15 protein-coding genes and 2 pseudogenes are annotated in these 19,956 nt (G+C 65.5%); 10 read left to right on the top strand and 7 right to left on the bottom strand.

From position 1 onward, the window contains the following. Window positions 1-111 precede the first annotated feature (111 nt). The 4 genes and pseudogenes from ACW4TU_RS09735 to ACW4TU_RS09720 form a co-directional block, all read left to right on the top strand. Entirely contained in the window at window positions 112-396 is a 285-nt protein-coding gene (locus tag ACW4TU_RS09735) for a hypothetical protein (protein ID WP_457426655.1), read from the top strand. Then, complete coding sequence (locus ACW4TU_RS09730; RefSeq protein ID WP_457426653.1) at window positions 351-1,181, top strand: DUF2637 domain-containing protein; 831 nt, start codon at window positions 351-353, stop codon at window positions 1,179-1,181. The genes ACW4TU_RS09735 and ACW4TU_RS09730 overlap by 46 nt, the downstream gene beginning before the upstream one ends. A gap of 742 nt (window positions 1,182-1,923) precedes the next feature. Further along, the gene (ltrA, locus tag ACW4TU_RS09725; RefSeq protein WP_457426651.1) at window positions 1,924-3,180 is read left to right on the top strand and encodes a group II intron reverse transcriptase/maturase; all 1,257 of its coding nucleotides are present in this window, start codon (window positions 1,924-1,926) and stop codon (window positions 3,178-3,180) included. Window positions 3,181-3,449: 269 nt separating this feature from the next. Then, window positions 3,450-3,866: pseudogene (locus ACW4TU_RS09720) on the top strand (IS110 family transposase); the annotation flags it as partial. 102 nt (window positions 3,867-3,968) lie between these two features. On the opposite strand, the gene ACW4TU_RS09715 reads toward ACW4TU_RS09720, so the two are convergent. Then, on the bottom strand, window positions 3,969-6,827 hold the full coding sequence (locus tag ACW4TU_RS09715) for a beta-glucosidase (protein ID WP_457426649.1): 2,859 nt from the start codon (window positions 6,825-6,827) through the stop codon (window positions 3,969-3,971). A 492-nt stretch (window positions 6,828-7,319) separates the two neighbouring features. After that, the gene (locus ACW4TU_RS09710) at window positions 7,320-8,381 is read right to left on the bottom strand and encodes a LacI family DNA-binding transcriptional regulator (RefSeq protein WP_457426647.1); all 1,062 of its coding nucleotides are present in this window, start codon (window positions 8,379-8,381) and stop codon (window positions 7,320-7,322) included. Window positions 8,382-8,683: 302 nt separating this feature from the next. Between ACW4TU_RS09710 and ACW4TU_RS09705 the strand changes: the two genes are divergently transcribed. The 5 genes from ACW4TU_RS09705 to ACW4TU_RS09685 all read left to right on the top strand — a co-directional run bounded on the left by ACW4TU_RS09705 (window position 8,684) and on the right by ACW4TU_RS09685 (window position 16,479). Next, complete coding sequence (locus ACW4TU_RS09705) at window positions 8,684-9,955, top strand: ABC transporter substrate-binding protein (RefSeq protein WP_457426645.1); 1,272 nt, start codon at window positions 8,684-8,686, stop codon at window positions 9,953-9,955. A 77-nt stretch (window positions 9,956-10,032) separates the two neighbouring features. Further along, the gene (locus ACW4TU_RS09700; protein ID WP_457426643.1) at window positions 10,033-10,959 is read left to right on the top strand and encodes a carbohydrate ABC transporter permease; all 927 of its coding nucleotides are present in this window, start codon (window positions 10,033-10,035) and stop codon (window positions 10,957-10,959) included. 1 nt (window position 10,960) lies between these two features. Next, window positions 10,961-11,782 (top strand): carbohydrate ABC transporter permease, encoded by an 822-nt coding sequence (locus tag ACW4TU_RS09695; RefSeq protein WP_457426640.1) that lies wholly within the window; start codon window positions 10,961-10,963, stop codon window positions 11,780-11,782. A 45-nt stretch (window positions 11,783-11,827) separates the two neighbouring features. Beyond that, a complete protein-coding gene (locus tag ACW4TU_RS09690) occupies window positions 11,828-14,122 on the top strand; it encodes a family 78 glycoside hydrolase catalytic domain (RefSeq protein WP_457426638.1) in 2,295 nt (764 codons plus the stop codon). After that, window positions 14,119-16,479 carry an exo-beta-d-1,3/1,6-glucosidase gene (locus tag ACW4TU_RS09685; RefSeq protein ID WP_457430002.1) on the top strand — a complete coding sequence of 787 codons (2,361 nt, stop codon included), beginning with the start codon at window positions 14,119-14,121 and terminating at the stop codon, window positions 16,477-16,479. Before ACW4TU_RS09690 ends, ACW4TU_RS09685 begins: the two co-directional genes overlap by 4 nt. Window positions 16,480-16,737: 258 nt before the next feature. Here the strand turns inward: ACW4TU_RS09685 and ACW4TU_RS09680 are convergent, their stop codons facing one another. Continuing rightward, window positions 16,738-16,944: a hypothetical protein gene (locus ACW4TU_RS09680; protein WP_457426636.1), complete on the bottom strand. Its 207-nt coding sequence runs from the start codon at window positions 16,942-16,944 to the stop codon at window positions 16,738-16,740. A 40-nt stretch (window positions 16,945-16,984) separates the two neighbouring features. Here ACW4TU_RS09680 and ACW4TU_RS09675 point away from each other — a divergent pair. Next, window positions 16,985-17,374, top strand: a pseudogene (locus ACW4TU_RS09675) (IS110 family transposase); the annotation flags it as partial. On the opposite strand, the gene ACW4TU_RS09670 reads toward ACW4TU_RS09675, so the two are convergent. The 4 genes from ACW4TU_RS09670 to ACW4TU_RS09655 form a co-directional block, all read right to left on the bottom strand. Further along, window positions 17,355-18,011 (bottom strand): recombinase family protein, encoded by a 657-nt coding sequence (locus ACW4TU_RS09670; protein WP_457426634.1) that lies wholly within the window; start codon window positions 18,009-18,011, stop codon window positions 17,355-17,357. The pseudogene ACW4TU_RS09675 and the gene ACW4TU_RS09670 overlap by 20 nt on opposite strands. Then, window positions 17,971-18,678 (bottom strand): helix-turn-helix transcriptional regulator, encoded by a 708-nt coding sequence (locus tag ACW4TU_RS09665; protein ID WP_457426632.1) that lies wholly within the window; start codon window positions 18,676-18,678, stop codon window positions 17,971-17,973. Before ACW4TU_RS09665 ends, ACW4TU_RS09670 begins: the two co-directional genes overlap by 41 nt. A gap of 43 nt (window positions 18,679-18,721) precedes the next feature. Continuing rightward, complete coding sequence (locus ACW4TU_RS09660) at window positions 18,722-19,120, bottom strand: nuclear transport factor 2 family protein (protein WP_457426630.1); 399 nt, start codon at window positions 19,118-19,120, stop codon at window positions 18,722-18,724. A gap of 360 nt (window positions 19,121-19,480) precedes the next feature. Beyond that, entirely contained in the window at window positions 19,481-19,918 is a 438-nt protein-coding gene (locus ACW4TU_RS09655; RefSeq protein WP_457426628.1) for a MarR family winged helix-turn-helix transcriptional regulator, read from the bottom strand. Between the last annotated feature and the right edge of the window lie 38 nt (window positions 19,919-19,956).

Raw genomic sequence — 19,956 nt, 5'->3', positions numbered from 1 at the left:
CATAAAGTACGAAGTGAGATGCGTAGGACTTGATCAACGACTCACGTTTTCGCCTACGCGGGGTCACTCATTTGCCACGCATCCGGATGAGGCAAGCGGCGTTAGAGAGGCATGAACGAAAGCAAGCCACAGGAACTGCCTCAACGCAGCGCGAGGACGGATAATCTGCCCTTGGTCCGTAATCTGACCGCGGGGAAATACGCATTTTTTCCTGATGTGGCGCACTCGGTGCTTGCGGTACAGGGCGCTGCGTTCGGCGACGGCGCGTGGGCCGAACATCGGATTACCGAGCCGCTGCTTCGCGACTTCTTCGGGCTGCTCGAGGCGCTTCAGGAGGAACTCAATTCGCGATGGAACAGCCAGGAAAGCTCTGGCCGTCGCGCGAGCAGTGCGTGACGGGGGCGCTATACGTGACACATGACTATGTGAATTCACCGTTCGCGCAGCGTCAGTGGTACTCCGACAGGTACTCCTATGGGTCGGACACCGGCTGGAACGGGGGGCCTGCCGACGGCGTGCACGCAAGGGTTCCCCTGACCACACCGGACGCGGGATGGGACCCGGTCGAGGAACTTGCCTACCTCCTGCAAGAGGCTGTCCCCCCGCAGCAGACGGCCAGGGTGCCGCCACCATGCAGCGAGCCCTCGTCCGGCGCCGACTTCACCGACTCGATGGAGAGCCTGGCGCAGATCACCGCTCAACTGCCGCCCACCCGACACTCCTCCGCCGGGCACCGGAAAATCCAAGTCCGAAAAGCCCGGCTCAAGTGGTTGCAGACCGGCAGCTTCGTCATCGTCGCGCTCGTTGCCGTCATCGTGGCGATGGTCAGCGTCTTCGGCGGCATGGTGGCCTACCGGCCTCTGCAGAACATCACGCCCGGCACCGGACGCGGAACGGTCCCGTCATGGCCCCTACTCGTGTACGGCCCCTGGATGGTGGCCTCTCTCTCCATCCTCCGCACTGCCCTGCATCGGCGCCGAGCCGTGCACTCATGGTTCATCGTTCTGCTGTTCTCTTCCATCGCGATAATGCTATGCGTGGCACAGGCAGACAAAACCTTCACCGCTATCTCCGGAGCTGCTCTGCCCGTCCTCGCATCCCTCGCATGCTTCCAGCAACTCGTCCGGCAAATCACCCTGACCCTGCCACCGCGGCAGGCCGCCCGCCGCCACCGCCAGTAGCCGGACCAACGAGTCCAGCGGCGCGTTGAGGGCGCGGTGTCAGCCCACAGCGGAATGGCGCCCTGTCCCCGATCGGTGGCCACGCTGAAAGACCTCCCTACGTTGTTCTGCGGGACGTGGTGAGCTCCTCGTATGGTTCACCCACCCAGGGGTGCCGGGTGTTTGTGTCCTGAACATGGATTGAGCTGGTTGTAGGAGCAGTTCTTGAAGTGATGCTGTGCGGAAGATGAAGGTTATTGGCCCTTCGGAGTCGCCCTGCGGGGGGAGGCTTCAAACCACCTCGTGCTGCGTTGGCTGAAGACCGTCGTGGTGAGCGACGAGGAAAAGGCGTCGTAAGAGGCGTCAGGTGGGGACCGGGAAGACGAACGCAAGTGAATCGCTGCTGACGTGTCGTAAGAACAAGGTGACATCGAAACCGGGGTGTATACCCAATCCCGGGATGAGTCTGGCGGGTGCCCGTTTACTGGCCAGGCGGTGTCCGGCATGCAGGCGACGTGAGCCCGGTCTGCGGCTTCCGTATGGAACAGGAGAAGGCGTTCCTTGCCGCTGCTCGTCTTGGTGGCGGGCGAGAGGGAGTGTCCCAAGCAGCCGAAACTGCAAGGGATCGAGTACCGAGGTCAGGTGCGCCGGCGGACCGGCTCGTAGTAGTGCTGAAGCCGCTGTAACGGGGGTGGAGCGAAGGGGCCGGGTCGTTCGTAGCTGAGTTGATCGCGTCAACCGGGCAGTGTCCGGGAGGAATTCGGTGGACCAGTTGAAGTCACAGGCCAAGCCGTTTGAGATTTCGAAGTGGGAAGTCAAGGAGGCGTGGAGGGAAGTCAGGGCGAACAAGGGCGCTCCCGGAGTGGACGGGCAGTCTCTTGACGAGTTCGAGAAGGACCTGAAGGGGAACCTCTACAAGGTCTGGAACCGGATGTCGTCAGGGTCTTACTTTCCGCTTCCGGTGCGCTCGGTGGAGATTCCCAAGCCGCATGGAGGAGGCACAAGAACCCTCGGGATTCCTTGTGTTGCTGACCGGGTCGCGCAGACCGTGGTGGCCAGGCATCTCATGCGCCGGGTGGATTCTGCATTCCACCCAGATTCGTATGGATACCGGCCCGGGCGGTCGGCGCTGGATGCGGTCGCGCGCTGCCGGGACCGCTGTTGGGAGAGGAACTGGGTCATCGATCTCGATGTCGCCAAGTTCTTCGACAGTGTCCGGTGGGACCTCCTGGTCAAGGCGGTGGAAGCCCACACTGACGCCGTTTGGGTGAGTTTGTATGTGCGGAGGTGGCTTCAAGCGCCGATGCAGCAGCCCGACGGCAGCCTGCTGGTCCGAGACCGGGGAACCCCGCAAGGGGCGCTGGTCTCGCCCGTGCTGGCGAACCTGTTCATGCACTACGCGTTCGACACCTGGCTGGCTCGGGAGTTTCCCAGCGTCTGGTTCGAGCGTTACGCGGACGACGCGGTCATCCACTGCGTCACCGAGCGGCAGGCCACCGAGGTTCTGGCCGCGCTCACGGACAGGATGGAACAGGTCGGGTTGCGACTGCATCCCGACAAGACCCGGATCGTGTACTGCAAGGACGGCAAGCGCCGGAACTCGTACGAGCACACAGCGTTCACCTTCCTCGGCTACACCTTCCGCGCCCGCAGGAGCCGGGACAAGAAGGGGCAGAAATTTCTCTCCTTCGACCCGGAGATCAGCAAAGAGGCACTGAAGAGGCTCGGGGCGGAGGTCCGTTCCTGGCACCTTCATACTCGTGCCGACCTCTCCTTCATCGATCTCGCCCGGTGGGTCAACCCACGGGTGGCGGGGTGGATGCAGTACTACGGCCGTTTCCGGCGGTCGGGACTGGATCCTCTTCTGACGCGTATCAACGCCTACTTGGTGCGCTGGATCCGCAAGAAATACGAGCGGCTCAGGGCGAAGCGGAAGGCCATCGCGAAGATGAGGGAGATCGCCCAGCGATACCCCCGTATGTTCGCGCACTGGCCCTGGGCCACCGCCTCGGCCTGGTGACCAGGACGGCAGGAGCCGTGTAACGAGAGATCGTTCCGCACGGTTCTGTGAGAGCCGAGGGGTGAGATTCCCCTCGGCTACTCGGCGGTTCAAAAGGCTTTGCCGCTGATGGCTTCTACTGATTGGCCGCCCGGTGCCCCACGACGACTCGGCTGCCAATAAGGAATTGCGAATGATCACCGAGTAGGGAATCGACAGCGAGGTCGTCCGTCGGGATGCACCAGCAGCACACCGTACGGAGGCAGCACATGGCCGCGATATGAGCTGGCATCGACGCAGGTAAGACGCACCACCATGACGTCGCGATCGATGAGAGCGGCCGCAGGGTGCTGTCCCGACGCGTCGCCAACGACGAACCCGAGCTCCTCGAACTTCTCGCCGCTGTCCTGGCCTTGGGCAACGAGGTGAACTGGGGCATCGACCTGGCCGACGGCGGAGCCGCCCTGGCCATCGCGATCCTGACCAACCACGGTCAGCCGGTGCACTACACCTCTGGCCGGGCCGTCCAGCGCGCCTCGGAGAGCTGCCGCAGCGAGGGCAAGACCGACGCCAAGGACGCCGCCGTCATCGCCGACCAGGCCCGCATCCGCTGCGACCTGAACCCCTTACGCACCAGCGACGAATCCGTCACCGCCCCCAAGATCCTCACCGGCCGGCGCACGGACCTGGTCGCCGACCACACCCGCACCAAGCACGCATGTTGATCCGGCAGTCGGTGCGGCTACCGAAGTGACCATGGTGGCGGTACTTTGCATTTCGCGGTCGAAGCCACCGGACTGGCGGGCTTGTCAACGTGTGACCGTGATCAGCGTATGGCCGTCGCTGCGTACGACAGTGTCGCTTCCGGTGTAATGCACCGCGACCTTGTGGATGCCGCGGCCCAGCTTGCCGATCGGCACCACGACTTGGCCCTTGGTGAGAGCGCCGGTGACGGACCTGTCGTCGACGCTGACGGTGACGGAACCGCTCGGGGTGATTCCGGCCGCCCAGGGGACCACCTGTACCGCGACCGAGAAATTGGTCGTCGTGGTGCCCAGCAGGGGCTGCGGAGCTACGAGGACAGTTGCAGCTGTACGGACGACCACCTCCGGGCTCGTCGCGGTCCCTGCCGGTCCGGACGTCGCCGTGGCCAGGACGCGAACGCTTAGATGCGTTCTCTGGTCGGCGCTTGTGACCCGGTAGTCCGACCCCGTGGCACCAGCGATCGGCCTGCCCGCACGCATCCACTGGTACGTGAACTTCAGGCCGGTTTCGCTCCAAATCCCGGCGCTGGCGCTGAGTTCGGAGCCGGGGCGCGGGTCTCCGGTGATCGCTGGGGGCGTGGTCGCGACAGGCCGTGTGAGATCGACCCCGACCGACTTCCGCAGTGGCAGGGCACGCGACGACGAGCCGACTGAGATCCTGTAGCTGCCGTCTGCAACACGCCACCCGTTCGCGTCGCTCCAGACGGAGAACGGCCGGTTGGCGGAAGTCGAGTCCACAACGACCTTGACCTTGCGGCTCTGTCCTGGCGCGAGTCGAACGCGGTCGAAGCCGACCAGACGCTTGCCGGGCTCGTCGACCGCGCTCGGGAAGGTGAGATAGACCTGCGGGACCTCCGCACCCGGCACGCTGCCGGTGTTCTTCAGGGTGAACCGGACCGTCGACTTCACGGCGCCGCTGTCGGGGTCGCTCTTCGTCGAGACGCTCAAGTCTGAGTACTTGAAGGTCGTGTAGGACATTCCGTGACCGAACTCGAAGAGCGGGTCGACGCGCCGGGCGTCGTACGACTTGTAGCCGACATCGAGCCCCTCGCTGTAGCTCACCTGACGGATTGCCGTCGGGTCGGTGCGCGTCGTCGAACCATCGGCGAAGACACCGGGGTACTGCGCGTTCGACCCGGAGCCGGTCGGCAGGTCGGCGACCGACTTGGGGAAGGTCACGGGCAGCTTGCCCGAAGGGTTGGCGTCGCCGAAGAGAAGTGCGGCGATGGCGTCACCCCCGGCCTCGCCCGGGTACCACGCCTCAAGCACCGAGGGCACGCTGTCGATCCATGGCATCACGACGGGCCCCACGTTCTCCAGTACGGCGACCGTGTGGGGGTTGGCAGCCGAGACCGCTTTGATCAGAGCATCGCCCCCACCGAGCAGGTTCGGTGTCGGGAGGTCGAAATACTCGCCTCCGAAGTTGTATCCGAAAACGATCGCGATGTCGGCGGATGCAGCCGTAGCGGCTGCGGAGACGGGGTCGCTTCCGTTGTTGTAGACGACAGTGTTGCCGTCCTTCGCCGCGCGGGCCGTGATGGCGTCGAGCGGAGCGGAAGGATCCGGGCACTCGACTGCCGCGGGCGCTCCCAATTGGCCGTACAGCGGCCCCGTGCACACCGTCTTGGCGCTCACGCCGTTCGTGGGGGTATTGGATGCGGTCGGTCCGATCACCGCGATCGTCTTGCCGTGGCCGCTGAGCGGCAGCAGCTTGCCGTCGTTCTTCAGAAGGACCGAGCCCTCTTCGGCGATCTTCTCGGCCGCGTCGTGGTGCTCGGCAGTACGCACATCCGGCGCTGCGGTGGCGGGCAGAGGGTTGTCGAACTGCCCGTTGGCGAACTTCGCCCGGACGACACGGAAGGCCGCGGCACGGACCTGAGCCTCGGTGATCTCACCGTCGTCGAGAGCCGCATGCAGATTGGCCGGTGAGAAGTAGTTCGGCTGGCTCAGCTCCTGGTCCAGGCCGGCGTTCAGGGATGCCGCAGTCGAGTGCTGGGCCCCGTTGTCGGTCACGACGTAGCCCTTGAAGCCCACCTCGTTCTTGAGGTAGTCCGTGAGGAGCGAGTGGTTTTCACAGGAGTACGTGCCGTTGACCTGGTTATAGGAGCACATCACGCCGGCGGGGCCGCTCGTGTCGTTCGCAATCTGGAACGGCATGCCGTAGACCTCGTGCAGGGTGCGCGAGTCCATGGTGGAAGAACTCGCCGCGCGGTCGAGCTCCTGGTTGTTGCCGATGAAGTGCTTCAGCACCGCAGCAACTGGCTTGCCGGGGTTTCCCTCTCGCAGCCCGTTGACCCAGTCCCCGGCGAGTGTTCCGCTCAGCAGGGGGTCCTCACCCAGGGATTCGGCGTTCCGACCGCTCCAGAGGCTGCGGGTGATGTCTACAGCCGGGCCGAGCACGGTGTTGTATCGCTTACGGAAGGCCTCGTCGGCCTGCGCGGCGCCCTTCTTCCAGCTCAGCCCGGTATCCCAGCTCGCCGCCTGCGCCAGAGGAACGGGGAAGGCGGTCACTCCTGGGGTGTAGGCGACTCCGAAGGGGCCGTCGTCGTCGGCAGTGAACGGCACACATGCGAGCTGGTCCGGATAGACGGCCGACCCGTAAGTCGTCAGGTTCGTCTCGTTCGCTGATGCCTCGTTCAGCCAGCGCATGGTCTGATCCAGCGTGGAGGCGTCCAGCAGGAGGCTCGCGCGCTCGTCCGCGCTCTTGGTCGTGTCCATCCATGCGCAGGCGGGAGCGGGAGCGGAATCGGCCCGTGCCGGGGGCGCGCCCACTTGGACGGCGACTATCAGGGCGGCGAGCGCGACGATCAGGTCTACGCGTCTGCGACGATCTGTCGGCAGGTACTTCCGGAGCGGGCTCTCGGCGATTGCGGGGCCCTGTACAGGGCTGGCCGTGATCTTCATTGATCGATGACCTCTCAGGGTGATGCCGAAGGCAACGCAGTGCGTTGACACGCGGCACGGCCAGACCAGGCGCCTCGGGGCAGCTTCGCCGGGCTGGGGGTCACCGACTGTGGGCTGATGCGCCGTGGGGTTGAAGGTAGCTGCCTCCAAAATGGACGTCAACCGGTTCACACAACTATCTGCTGTGTCGTCGGATGGGGGTGCCGATTGGCCACGTCGATCCGAGCGCCGGACCCGATGTCGAGCCTGAGGCCGTGGAAACTCGTGGCCGGTGGCGCATCACGGCGTCACACCGAGTCCCGGTCGGGACCGTAGACCGGTCCATTTTCGCGGGCATCACGCGCCGCCACGTATGGTCCGGTCCGTCTCATATGAACGGGGCTGTGTCCTGGATCCCTCGCCATGCGGAGGGGGCAGGCCGCCGTCAGGACTCAGCGGCCATAGAGGGGCGGCCGATGCGCCGGGCTTGCCCATGCTCCGGGTGTCCGGCGCTCAGTTCCCCGTGCGACTCTCGGGCAGGGTGCGGCTGCGTGCGGCCTGTGACGAGCCTCTGACTCGCAGCTCCGGGTGGATCTGGTAATGGCGCGCAGTCGTTCGCTCGCCGGAGATCCGCTCCATCAGCAGTTCTATCGCCTTCGCGCCCATCTTCTCGCCGAACTGCGACACGGTGGAAAGCGACACCAGCGGGTGGCCGGCGACGTGGATGTCGTCATACCCCACCACGGAGACGTCCCTGGTGGTCAGCCCCAGATCCGCGAGCGCACGCAGCACGCCGATCGCCAGGGTGTCGTGCCCGGCGAAGATGGCAGTGATCGAGGGATTACGGCTCATCAGTTCGCGTGCCACAGCGTAAGCGTCGTCCTGTGCGTCACTGCAGTATTCGATGATCGAGTCCAGGCCGGCGCCGGCGGTCATCTGCTCGTACGTCAGCAGGCGGAGCGAGTGCGGAGCGCGCGACTGGGCCTCCGGCCGCATCCGCATCGTGAGGTGCGCGATCCGCTCATGCCCCAGAGTGCGCAGATGGTCGAGGGCCAACGTCGTACCTGCGACGTCGTCATTGGTGACTGTGTCGTAGTTGACGGAGTCGTCGTGTCGTCCGATGAGGACGATCGGGAGCTCGAGGGCGAGGGTCTCGAGCCAGGCCGGCGTGACCTCGGGCGAGATCGCGATGAGACCGTCGACCTGACGGTCGGCCAGGTTCTCCAAGACCGGTGCACCGCTGAGTTCGCCGATCCCCGGGGCGATCATGAGTTGGTAGCTCGAGCCCGCCAGCTGTGCGGCCGCACCCTGCATGATCTGGGTCAGGAAGTCGTTGCCGAGGTTGGGGATCTCCAGGCCGATGCTGAAGCTCGACCCCCTCATGGCCCTGGCCGCGATGCGGGGCCGGTACCCCAGCTCCTGGATCGCGGCCTCCACGCGCGTCCGCATGGCATCGCTGACCCCGTACGCGTTGCGGATCACCTTGGACACCGCACCCTTGGACACTCCTGCGGCCCGGGCCACATCGTCCATCGAGGGGCGCCGAGCAGCGCCGGCGGACGCATCCGATCCCACGATTGCCCTCCTTCTTGAAACCATCCGCGAGGCTACCACCGCGCATGCGGCTCACGCCCCAGCCTTGTAGACCGATCGTCACTGAATCCGATCGCGGGTCGACTGCCACACTGCCTCTGAACATTGCTTCTACTCCAGGCTGCCGCTTCGCCTGGCGGCCTAGAGGTCGCGCGAACCAGTGTTTGTGAACCGGTTGACACTCGCATCCCCGAGTCCTACGGTCACTAGCACATTGCCGGACGAGTCCTGTTCACGAGGTCGTAACGTCCAGGCTCCACGTTTGGAATCCAATGGAGCATTTCATGCGAAGAAACCGTGCATTCGCGGTCGCCGGTGTCGGTGCGGCCGCAGCTCTGGCACTTGCCGGATGTTCGACCGACTCGAATTCCGCCTCGGGATCCTCCGGTGGCGGCAGCAAGACCCTCACGGTTGCCGGCTGGTCCGGTGACGACGTGATGAAGGCGGTCATCGCCCAGTTCGAGAAGGACAACCCGGGAGTCAAGGTCAAGCTGACCGGCTATCCTTGGCCGGCCATCCTGACGCAGATCAACACCCAGCTCGTCTCGGGCACCGCGGCTGATGTCAACGTCGTCTTCCCCGGCAACGGAAACCCGATCACGGCCCAGACCCTGGCAAAGGGCGGGTACCTCGCAGACCTCTCCTCCGAGAGCTGGGCTTCGAACTTCAACGAAGCGAACAAGAACGTCATGAGCGCCGATGGCAAGGTGCTGATGGTCGCCAACAACTCGACCATCATCCCCGCCACCTACAACACACAGGCACTCAAGGCCATTGGCAAGACGGCGCCGACCACGTGGAGCCAGGTGCTCGGCCTCTGCTCGGCCGCGAAGGCCAAGGGCAACGTGGCCTACGCGATGGCCGGCCTTGCCGGCGGTACTTTCAACTACCTGCCCTACGCTCTCACCGCCACTCTCGTGTACGGACCGAACCCGGACTTCTCGGCGCAGCAGGCAGCCGGCAAGGCGAAGTTCAGCGACTCCCAGTGGACCACCGCGCTGACGAAGTACCAGCAGATGCTCGACGCCGGGTGCTTCACCAAGGACTCGCTCGGAACGAGCCTCGAAGTCGCGCAGAAGCAGGTCGCCACGGGTGACGCCCTCGGCATCGTGACGGTGAGCAACCAGATCGTCGACATCCAGAAGGACGCGCCGAGCGGAACGACGTTCGAGACCGCCGCACTCCCCGCAACGGACGACCCCTCGCAGACTGTCCTGCCGGTCGGCCTGGGGGCAGGGTACGGCGTCAACGCCAAGGGCAACGTCGCGCTGGGGAAGAAGTTCCTCGACTTCTACATGTCCAAGAAGGGGATGGACGTCGCGGTCAAGGCCGGATCCATCTTCCCCAGCACCACGGTGGAGGGATTCAAGCCCGCGCCGGCTCTGGCGGGGGTCTCGGATCAGGTGCGCAGCGACAAGACCGCCGCTTTCCCCGACCAGACCTGGCCGAACGCCAACGTGACCCAGGTCTACCAGGACGAGCTGCAGAAGCTCCTGGGCGGACAGGCTTCGGTCAAGGACGTGCTCGCCGCGATGGATGCCGCTTACAAGGGATGAGCCGGAAGAACGGACAGCGCGGCGCGAGGAACGCGCACCACGCTGTCCGCCTCCAAGAGACAGCGAGGAGTCTCGTCATGGCAACAAGTGCTGATCCCGTGCGCACGGGCGCGCCGGCCTCCGGACCGAGGCGTCGGTACCGCAGTTACGCACAGTCGGTGTGGTGGTTCGTTCTGCCCGCAGCCGCGCTCTACGGGTTCGCGGTGATCGTTCCTGCGGTACAGGGCAGCCTCTTCGCGTTCACGGACTGGGACGGTGTCTCGTCGGTCAAGCATTGGGTGGGCCTGCACCAGTTCCGGTCGATTTTCGACGACACGAACACCCTGACATCGATCAAGAACACCCTGCTGATCGCTGTCACGGTGACAGTGGTTCAGAACGCCATCGGCCTGCTCATCGCTCTCGGTGTGAACTCGCAGATCAAGTCGCGGAATTTCCTGCGGGTTCTGTTCTTCGCGCCGGTGGTGATCACGTCGATCGCGGTGGGTTTCCTCTGGCAGAACCTCCTCGCCCCGGAAGGGGCACTCAACCAGGTTCTGGGGAACATCGGCCTCGGTGGAATGCGGCAGAACTGGCTCGGTGACCCGGACGTCGCGATCTGGGCGATCATCGCGGTCGTCATCTGGCAGTTCGTCGGATACTCCATGGTCATCTTCCTCGCGGGACTCCAGGGGATTCCGAACGAAGTGATCGAAGCGGCGGCGATCGACGGCGCCGGTCCGGTCCGGCGTTTCTGGTACATCGTCCGCCCGATGCTGGCTCCGGCGTTCACGATCAATCTGATGCTCTCCCTCATCGGGGGCTTCAAGCTGTTCGACCAGGTCTTCGTCATGACCCAGGGCGGACCCGGCGGTGCGACCGACACGATCTCGACGCTGATCTACAAGGACGCCTTCCAGCTGGGGCGATTCAGCAACGGCGCCGCCCTGGCCGTCGTACTGACCCTGTTCGTGGCTGCGGCATCGGCATTCCAGTATCGGATGATCTCCAGGAACGAAGGCTGAGATGTATCGCTACACATGGAGGACAGGGGTCCTCGAAGCCGTCATGATCCTGACGGCCCTGGTGTTCATTTTCCCGGTCTTTCTGCTCTTCAATATTGCCTTCAAGGCTCCTGGCGACCAGAGCTCGACCCTTGCACTTCCCAAGCATCCGACCTTCCAGAACTTCGTCGACGCATGGCACCAGGGTGCTCTCGGCGGTGGGCTCATCAACAGCGCGATCGTGACGGTCCTGACCATCGTCTTCCTGGTCGTCTTCGCGTCGTCCGCGGCCTACCCCCTCTCCCGGCTGCGCTCGCGGTGGTCCACCGTCAGCTACTTCGCGTTCCTTGCGGGACTCCTGCTTCCGATGCAGCTCGCTCTGCTCCCGCTGTACCAGACGATGCGCGACATCCACCTGCTCGGCTCGCTCAGCGGCGTCATCCTCGCGAACGTCGGCCAATCGATGCCGTTCACGATCTTCCTGTACGCCGGCTTCATGCGCGCACTGCCCCACGATTTCGAAGAGGCTGCCGCGCTCGACGGCGCAAGCGCGTTCCGCGCCTTCTGGTCGGTGGTTTTTCCTCTGATGCGGCCGATCACGGGAACAGTCGTCATCCTGAATGCAGTGTTCACCTGGAATGACTTCCTGCAACCACTGCTCTACCTGTCGGGTTCGGGGAACAAGACGATCACTGTTGCCGTCTACGGATTCGTGGGCCAGTACGGCGCCCAGTGGAACCTTATTTTCGCCGGGATCATCATCAGCATCGTGCCGATCCTGATCGCTTACTTCGTTCTGCAGCGCTACATCGTCCAAGGATTCGCGGGCGGCCTCAAGGGCTGATCCCATCGTTTTCCCCCCACCGCGATCTGGCGAATTGGAATTTACGTGACCATCTGGACGGGGCGCTTCATCGCGCCCGAAAACGACGTCGAATCCGCCCCGCGGTTCCGACGAGAGTTCTCCACCGAGCAGGGACACGGAGGACTGGTCGCAGCCACTCTGCGACTGTCCGCATTGGGCATCTGCGAGGCCTGGATCAACGGACGGCCCGTGACGGACGCCGTACTGACTCCGGGATGGACCAGCTACGAGTGGCGACTGCACTTCGTCGAGCTCGACGTGACCGGTCTCGTCGACGAGATCTCCACGCTTGCGATCACAGTCGGCAACGGCTGGTACCGCGGACGTCTGGGCTGGATCGAGACGCATCGTTACGGTCCGGACATCGCTGCCTTCGCGGAACTGCGGCTGACCTACGCCGACGGCCACGAGGCGGTGGTCGCGACCGATGAGTCGTGGATGTCCGGCCCCGGGCCGGTGATCGCCGACGACCTGTACGACGGTCAGGCCATCGATGCCCGACGTGAGGACGATGCCTGGCTGCGCCCCGGATTCCAGGCCGAAGGCTGGGCCGGTGTGCGCCTGGTGGACTACGACAGCGCCCGCCTCAGCCCCGACCCCGCACCGCCGGTACGGCGAATCGCCCACCTGCAGCCGCAGAGAACATGGCGCAGCGCTTCCGGCGCCCTCCTCATCGACTTCGGACAGAACGTCGTTGGCTGGCTCAAGCTCCGTGCGCGCGGACCCGTGGGGACGGTCATCACGGCACGGCACGCCGAGGTCCTCGAAGACGGCGAGCTGTGCGTACGGCCACTGCGTTCGGCTCTGGCGACCGACCATTTCACGTTGAGCGGCGGCGACGACACCTTCGAGCCGACCATGACCTTCCACGGATTTCGCTACGCCGAACTCGGCGGCTGGCCGGAAGGGCTTCCGGTCGATGACGCGGTGACCGCCGTCGTCATCTCCTCCGACCTGCGCCGGACCGGTGAGTTCGAGTGCTCCGACCCGGATCTGACGACCTTCCACGCGAACGTCGTCCGCGGAATGCAGGGCAACTTCGTCGACGTCCCCACCGACTGTCCGCAACGCGACGAGCGCCTCGGCTGGACGGGAGACCTCTCAGCGTTCGCGCCGACGGCCGCTTTTCTGTTCGACGTGAAGGACTTCCTCCTCGACTGGCTGCGTGACCTCGCGCTTGAGCAGTCCCACGCCGACGTCGTCCCACTCGTCGTTCCTGACATCCTCAAGCATGCCGTCGGCGCGGCAGCCGACCAACCGGCCGGCCCACCGACCGGCCACCCTGTCGCCCTGTGGAGCGACGCTGCCGTCTGGGTTCCCTGGGCACTGTGGGAGGCGTACGGCGAGATCACGATCCTGAGCGAGACACTCCCGACGATGCTCGCCCACGCGCGGAGGGTCCGCGCATCGCTGTCCCCTTCGGGCCTGTGGGACACAGGCTTCCAGTTCGGCGACTGGCTCGACCCGGACGCCCCTGCCGAACACCCGGAACGCGCCAAAGCAGACCCCGGTGTGGTGGCAACAGCGTGCGCGTACCGGACGATGACGCTCGTCGCGCAGGCGGCACAACTGCTCGACAGATCTGCGGAAGCCGCCGAATTCGCCGCTGCGGCCGCGGACATCCGGGCCGCGTTCCGTCGCCACTACGTCGGCGATCAGCGCATCAAGAGCGACTGCGCCTCCGTCTACACGCTGGCTGTCGCGTTCGGGGTGCTCGACGAAACGGAACGGGCCTGGGCCGGCGACCGGCTGGCTCAACTCGTCGAAGCGAGCGGCCACCGGATCTCGACCGGCTTCGCCGGAACGCCCTTCGTCACCGGCGCTCTGAGCTCGACGGGGCACATCGACACCGCGTACCGCCTGCTCCTCCAGCGCGAGTGCCCGTCGTGGCTGTACCCGGTCGCCATGGGCGCGACAACCGTCTGGGAGCGCTGGGACTCCATGCTGCCGGACGGCCGCGTCAACCCGGGCGACATGACCAGCTTCAACCACTATGCGCTCGGGGCGGTCGCCGACTGGATCCACCGCACCGTCGGAGGCATCGCACCCCTGACCCCGGGCTACCACGAGGTCCTGGTGGCACCGCAGGTTGCGGACGGCATCGACTGGGCTCGGTGCGCACTGCAGACCCCCCACGGCCGAATCGCTGTCGAGTGGCACCGCCAGGACGACCGCGTGACGGTCTCGGTGACCGTCCCCAGGGGCAGCAGCGCGGTCTTCCGCTGGCCGGGCCGCGCCGACCGCGAGCTGCCGTCCGGACGTCACACCCTCGACGTCGAGTTCTCGCGGTTGCCCGTGCAGATCGGAGTAGCTGGATGAGTCAACCGCCCGTGCGCGCCGCCTCTCCCGAGCGCCCGCATCTCCAGCCCTACCTCGATCCGAGTAGGCCTGTCGACGAACGTGTCGCCGACCTGATCTCACGTATGACCTTGGCCGAGAAGGCCGGCCAGATGCTGCAACTCGACGCCCGCGATGACCTTGACGACCTCGTCCTAGGCTCGTTGTGCGGCTCGCTCCTGCACGCTTCTCCCGAGAGAAGTGTCCACGCCCGCGAACTGGTGATGCGGACACGTCTGCAGATCCCCCTGATCATGGCGGAGGACTGCATCCACGGCCACTCGTTCTGGCCGGGCGCGACGATCTTCCCGACCCAGCTGGCCATGGCATGCAGCTGGGACCGCGAGCTTGTCGGGCGCGCCGCGCGAGCGACAGCCGTGGAGGTGTCGGCCACCGGAGTGCACTGGACGTTCTCGCCTGTGCTGTGCATTGCACGCGACACGCGGTGGGGAAGGTGCGACGAGACCTTCGGTGAGGACCCGTACCTGATCGGCGAGCTGGGCGCGGCCATGATTCAGGGATACCAAGGGGAAGGAATGGACGACAGGACTGCGGTTCTTGCAACGGCCAAACACTTCGCAGGGTATTCGGAAACCCAGGGAGGCCGTGACGCGAGCGAGGCCGACTTGTCTCCCCGCAAGCTCCGCTCGTGGTTCCTGCCGCCCTTCGAGAAGGCTGTAAACGCCGGGTGCCGGACCTTCATGATCGGCTATCAGGCGGTCGACGGCGTGCCGATCACAGCCAACAGCTGGCTGTTGAACGACGTGCTCAGAGGCGAGTGGGGCTTCACGGGAACCCTGGTGACCGACTGGGACAACGTCGGTCGGATGGTGTGGGAGCAAAAGGTGTGCGCCGACGACATCGAGGCAGCCGTCGTAGCGGTCACAGCAGGGAACGACCTCGTGATGACGACACCGGAGTTCTTCCACGCCGCCCAGGCCGCTGTCGCGCAGGGGCGCCTCGCAGAGTCGGCGATCGACGCCGCGGTCGCCCGGCTGCTCCGGCTGAAGTTCGAGCTCGGGCTGTTCGAAGACCCACGCCTCCCCGACCGCTCGCGGCAGGAGTCGGTCATCGGCTCTGCCGAACACACCGCCCTCAACCTCGAACTGTCGCGGCGTTCACTCGTGCTCCTGCGCAACACCGGGATCCTGCCGCTGGACGGGGGAGCAGCCCACAAAGGGGCCGCGCGGACATCCTCGGAGACACCACGCACGATCGCAGTCCTCGGCCCGCTCGCCGACGACCCCCACGCCCAGCTGGGCGACTGGGCGGGCGCATCCGGACAGGTGAACTGGCTGCCCGACGGACACCCCCGCGAGTTGACCACAACCGTGCTCGACGGATTCCACCACCTTGCCCCAGACGACTGGACCGTCGTCCATCGGCGTGGTGCGGAGATCGGTCGGCTGATCCCGGATCCAGCCGGCCCTGTACTGCCGGACGGCCAGCCGCGACCTAAGTTGTTCGTGCCCGCCGAGGCGAATGAGGCGGAGCTTGCTGAGGCGGTGGCGGTCGCGTCCCAGGCGGACCACGTTGTCGTGGTCGTCGGCGACACCGTGGGTCTGACCGGAGAAGGTCGCTCCACCGCGGCGCTCGAGCTCATGGGCTCGCAGATCGCCCTCCTCGATGCCGTACAGAAGCTCGATCGGCCCTTCGTCGTCGTCCTCATCCAGGGCAAACCCTCGACGCTCCCCGACTCGGCCCTGGGCGCGGACGCCATCGTCCAGGCCTTCAACCCGGGAATGCAGGGTGGCCGGGCGATCGCTGAGCTCGTGCTCGGGCACATCGAGCCGAGCGGGCGACTGCCGCTCAGCGTTCCACGCCACGCCGGACAGCTGCCGGTCTACTACAACCAGATCCGGGGACAACACGGTTACAGGTACGCCGATCTGACACAGGATCCGCTGTTCGCCTTCGGCGAGGGCCTCAGCTACACGACAGTGCACTACTCGGAACCGAGGATCCAGAACCCTGTCGTCCCGCCCACCGGGACGGTGCGAGCCACGGTGACACTGACCAACACGGGCCGGCGTCCGGCGCGAGAGACAGTGCAGGCGTATGTCCGCGACCGCGTGACAAGCGTGACGTGGGCCGATCGCGAGCTGAAGACCTTCACACAGGTGGATGTCCAGCCAGGTGATTCAGTCGAGGTGGAGATCCTGGTTCCCGCCACTGACTGCACCCTCGTCGACGCCTCGGGACGCCGCGTCGTCGAGCCGGGTGAGTTCGATCTCCTGGTCGGCAGTAGTTCACGCATCGAGGATCTTCGAGCCGCTACCTTCACCATCGAGCGCCCGGACGAAGCGACCGCTGCGGCGTTCCCCGGAAGGAAGCCCTGACGTGCCTCCGGGGAGGCGTCGTCGAGGCCGTCGTACCAGTCCGTCGGAGTGTTGCTATCGAAGGGACCGGCGTCCAGCCGCTCATGTGTCTCTTCTGATCGTGACGATAGTCCTGGCATCGTGGCGGGTGCCACTGACATCAGGCGACGCCTCTGAGCCTCGGTGCCGCAGATGCGACTGGCCGAGATAGATGTGACCTGGTCGCTTGATCAGTCACGGGGCCGCGCGTGAGGTGCTCGGACCGCCGCACGCCTGGGGCTACATCTTGTGCACCTCGACCGAGAAGCCGCGGGCGAGGACGCTGTTGAGGTGTTCGGCGTGCGCACCAAGCCACTGCTCGGTAGGGATGCCGGGGGTGCTGGTCCCGAGGAGTACGTAGTCGTCGGCGTCGGCGGTGCTCTTGCCGCAGCTGCAGCACAGGAGGCGCTGGAACATGGTGTCGGCGGGGCTTGTGTCACTGAGCATGAGCGGCAGAGTAATGATCATGGGCCGCTCGGCGTGGGGATTAAACCGCCTCCGCGCCCAACTGACCGGAGTTTTCCCGGGCCTCGAACGGGCACTGGACCTCACCAACACCGGACCATTCGTGCTACTGACCGGCTACCAGACCCCGGCGGCTCTGCGCCGGACAGGCAGGAAGAGGCTCGAGACCTGGCTGCGCAACCGCAAGGTCCTGCGTGGCCGCGCCGCGACCGGCTCGCTGAGACAGCCGGGGAGGCTGCCGGACGCCAGCACACCAGCCTGCCCGGCGAGAAACTCACCGCTCAGATGGTGCACACCCTGGCGGTGGAGGGTGATGGCCCTCAACCAGCAGGTCGCCGAGATCGACAAGGCGATCGAGGCCCGGTTTCGCGAACATCAAGACTTCGAAGTGATCACCAGCATGCCCGGCATGTGAAGCGCAGCGGTAAGTGGCCGGTTTTGCGCGGCGCTAAATGGCGGCCTTCGGTGGCTGAGCGCGTTGGAGTTCGCGGTAGACCGTGGCTCGGGAGATGTCGAACAGCTCTGCAAGCTCCGTCTGGGTGTGGGTACCGGCCGCGTGGGTAGCGCGGAGATGGCGGCGCTTCGCGGCGGTGACCTTGGGTTGCTTCCCGCGGCTTGCCGTTAGCCTTCTCCATCGCCATCCCTTCGCGTGTGCGCATGCGGATCAGATCAGCCTCGAATTCCGCGGTCATGCCGAGCACGTTGAAGAGAAGTTGGCCCACCGGGTCGGCAGGATCGTAGATCGATCCGCCCAGGCTGAGCTCGTCGTGGATGCCGCGAGCATCGGGCAGGGAGCGGTCGAGGCTGGTTACCGTGAGGGTGTCGCCGGCGCGGACGGCGACAAACGATTCGCGTAGACCTGGCCGGCTGCGATGGGTGCCGGTGAGGCCGTGGTCGACGTGGATGTTCTCGGGCACGACGCCGAGGGCGATAAATCTTTCGCGCTGCGCGGTGAGGTCCTGGCAGCTGTTGGTGGAGACGCGCGCACCGATGCGTGGAGGACGCAATTCAGGCGAGGCGTCGTGTCGGCCACCGGGCGAGGTCGGCATCGAGGAGCGCTGGGTCCCGGGCCGGTGGCACTTCGTCGAGTATCTCGAGGTGGGTAATTCGCTCTATGCGGAAGCCGCGGATTGCATGACGAAGCCGGCACCAACCGATAAGCAACCAGGCATCGCCTGCGCGAAGCAGGCCCATCGTCTCGACGTCGCGGACAGTGCGGGTTGGGCCATCATCCTTGTTGTCACCCGAGTAGGTGAGCCGCAGCAGACGCCCGTCGGCGATCACATCCGAGAGCATCCCGAGCGGCACGGCGTTATCCGTTTTCGCGACGGCGTCAATGACGTGCATCGTTCCAAGAATTTCCTCCACGGGCCCGCGATGGTCTTCGTTCATGACGGCGGCGATCTTGGCGCGTGCGCGCCGGGCAGCCCCCTGATAGGGCGACGACTCAAGCAGCGCGAGCCCGGCAAGCGTCGCCAGCGACTCGGCGGCAGACAGGTTCAGCGGTGGCAGCGAGTACTCGCGGAGGATCGAGTAGCCGCCCGTAGCCCCGTAATTCGCGTAGATGGGAACACCGGCGAGTTGCAGCGATCCGATGTCGCGTTCAATGGTTCGAGAGGAGACCCCTAGCTCGCCCGCGAGCCGAGCGGCAGACCACGGTCGACGCGCTCCCCGGAGCAGATCGACGAGAGCGTACTGACGCTCGGCTCGCTTCATAACCTCATTGTGTCAGGGGCGGAGGACGGCCGTATCCGCTGGGTCAGCTCCGCATGCTCCGTTGTCCGCCCACGGACCAGACTCGGCGAACACGGCCGTCCTCCGCGAAGTCAAAGACGTCGATGCCGCCGACGCGGACGTCGCCCGCCTGGACATCCCAGAGCAGCCGGCCATGGTCTCCGTCGATTGCGTCGGCGATGCTCGTGAAGACGACGCCAGGGTTCTGCCCGTGCCACCATTCGAGATACTGCGCAAAGTCCTCCGCGGTGCGGATGTCGTCCGCGGGGGTCGACCCGTCGGGCTCCGTCACAGCGAAATGGATTCGGAAGTCCTCGGAGCAGATCTGTCGTGCGATGTCGCCGTCGGTGTTCCACATCGTCAGCCACAGGTCGAGCGAGTCTCTGGCAGTTGCGATGGTCGTGGGTTTTGCGTGTTCGGTCATGCGTCTACCCTCGGGGGCCGGCGCGACAACTGTGTGTCGGTGTTCTTCGGGGTGCTGTGCCGCTTGCGGTGGCATGACCCGGTATTGGTGCCTGGGCTGGACCGGATGCCCTTTTATCGTGGCGCCCGAACATCCAACTCTTATGGGCTCGACAACCCAATGAGGCGTCTTCTACAGATCAGGGAACCAGCCACGAACCCGCTGTCTGACAAACGGGGTCTTCGGATCTGCGGGTGGGAAGGACGGCCTGACTCCTGTCGATGAATTGGGCTCGCGACGACGCCCCACATTGGGAGGTCCTGCTAGGCCGATCGATGCACATGGATCGGGCATGGTCACCGGTGACCCCCCGGGGCCGGCTCAGTTCTCCACAAGGGTCCGCAGTGTCCGGCGGAGCTGACCCGTCGCACTCGGACTGATCCCGGCCAGGAACGCGCTCTCGGCCTTCCCGTGCGCGACCTGCGCCGCGTCGTAGGTCTGCAACCCCTGTTCGGTGAGTGCAACGACGTTCCTGCGCCGGTCTGTGGGGTCCGGTCGTCGCGTGATGATGCCCTTGCGCTCGAGCACGTCCAGCAACGCCACCATCGTGGTGCGGTCGATGCCGAGCGTCTGCGCCGCCTGCAGCTGCGACGTCGGTTCACGGTGAGCCAGGACCCGAAGCGCCCCGAAGTCCTTGCTGTCGATCCCCAACGGCTCGAGCGTTGCGTCCGTCAATGCCGTGAGCTTCAGGGCCGCGTGCTTGAGGAGGTACCCCAGGACCTCGTGCGGGTCAGTGCTGGTGCTCGGCTCGGTGGACATGAAGCCCATCTTAGACTTAGCCTGATCGTCAGTACTAC

The organism is Streptomyces kryoterrae (genome assembly GCF_054072135.1).
The sequence above is the reverse complement of the archived record's forward strand: the minus strand, read 5'-3'. Positions and strand labels throughout refer to the sequence as shown.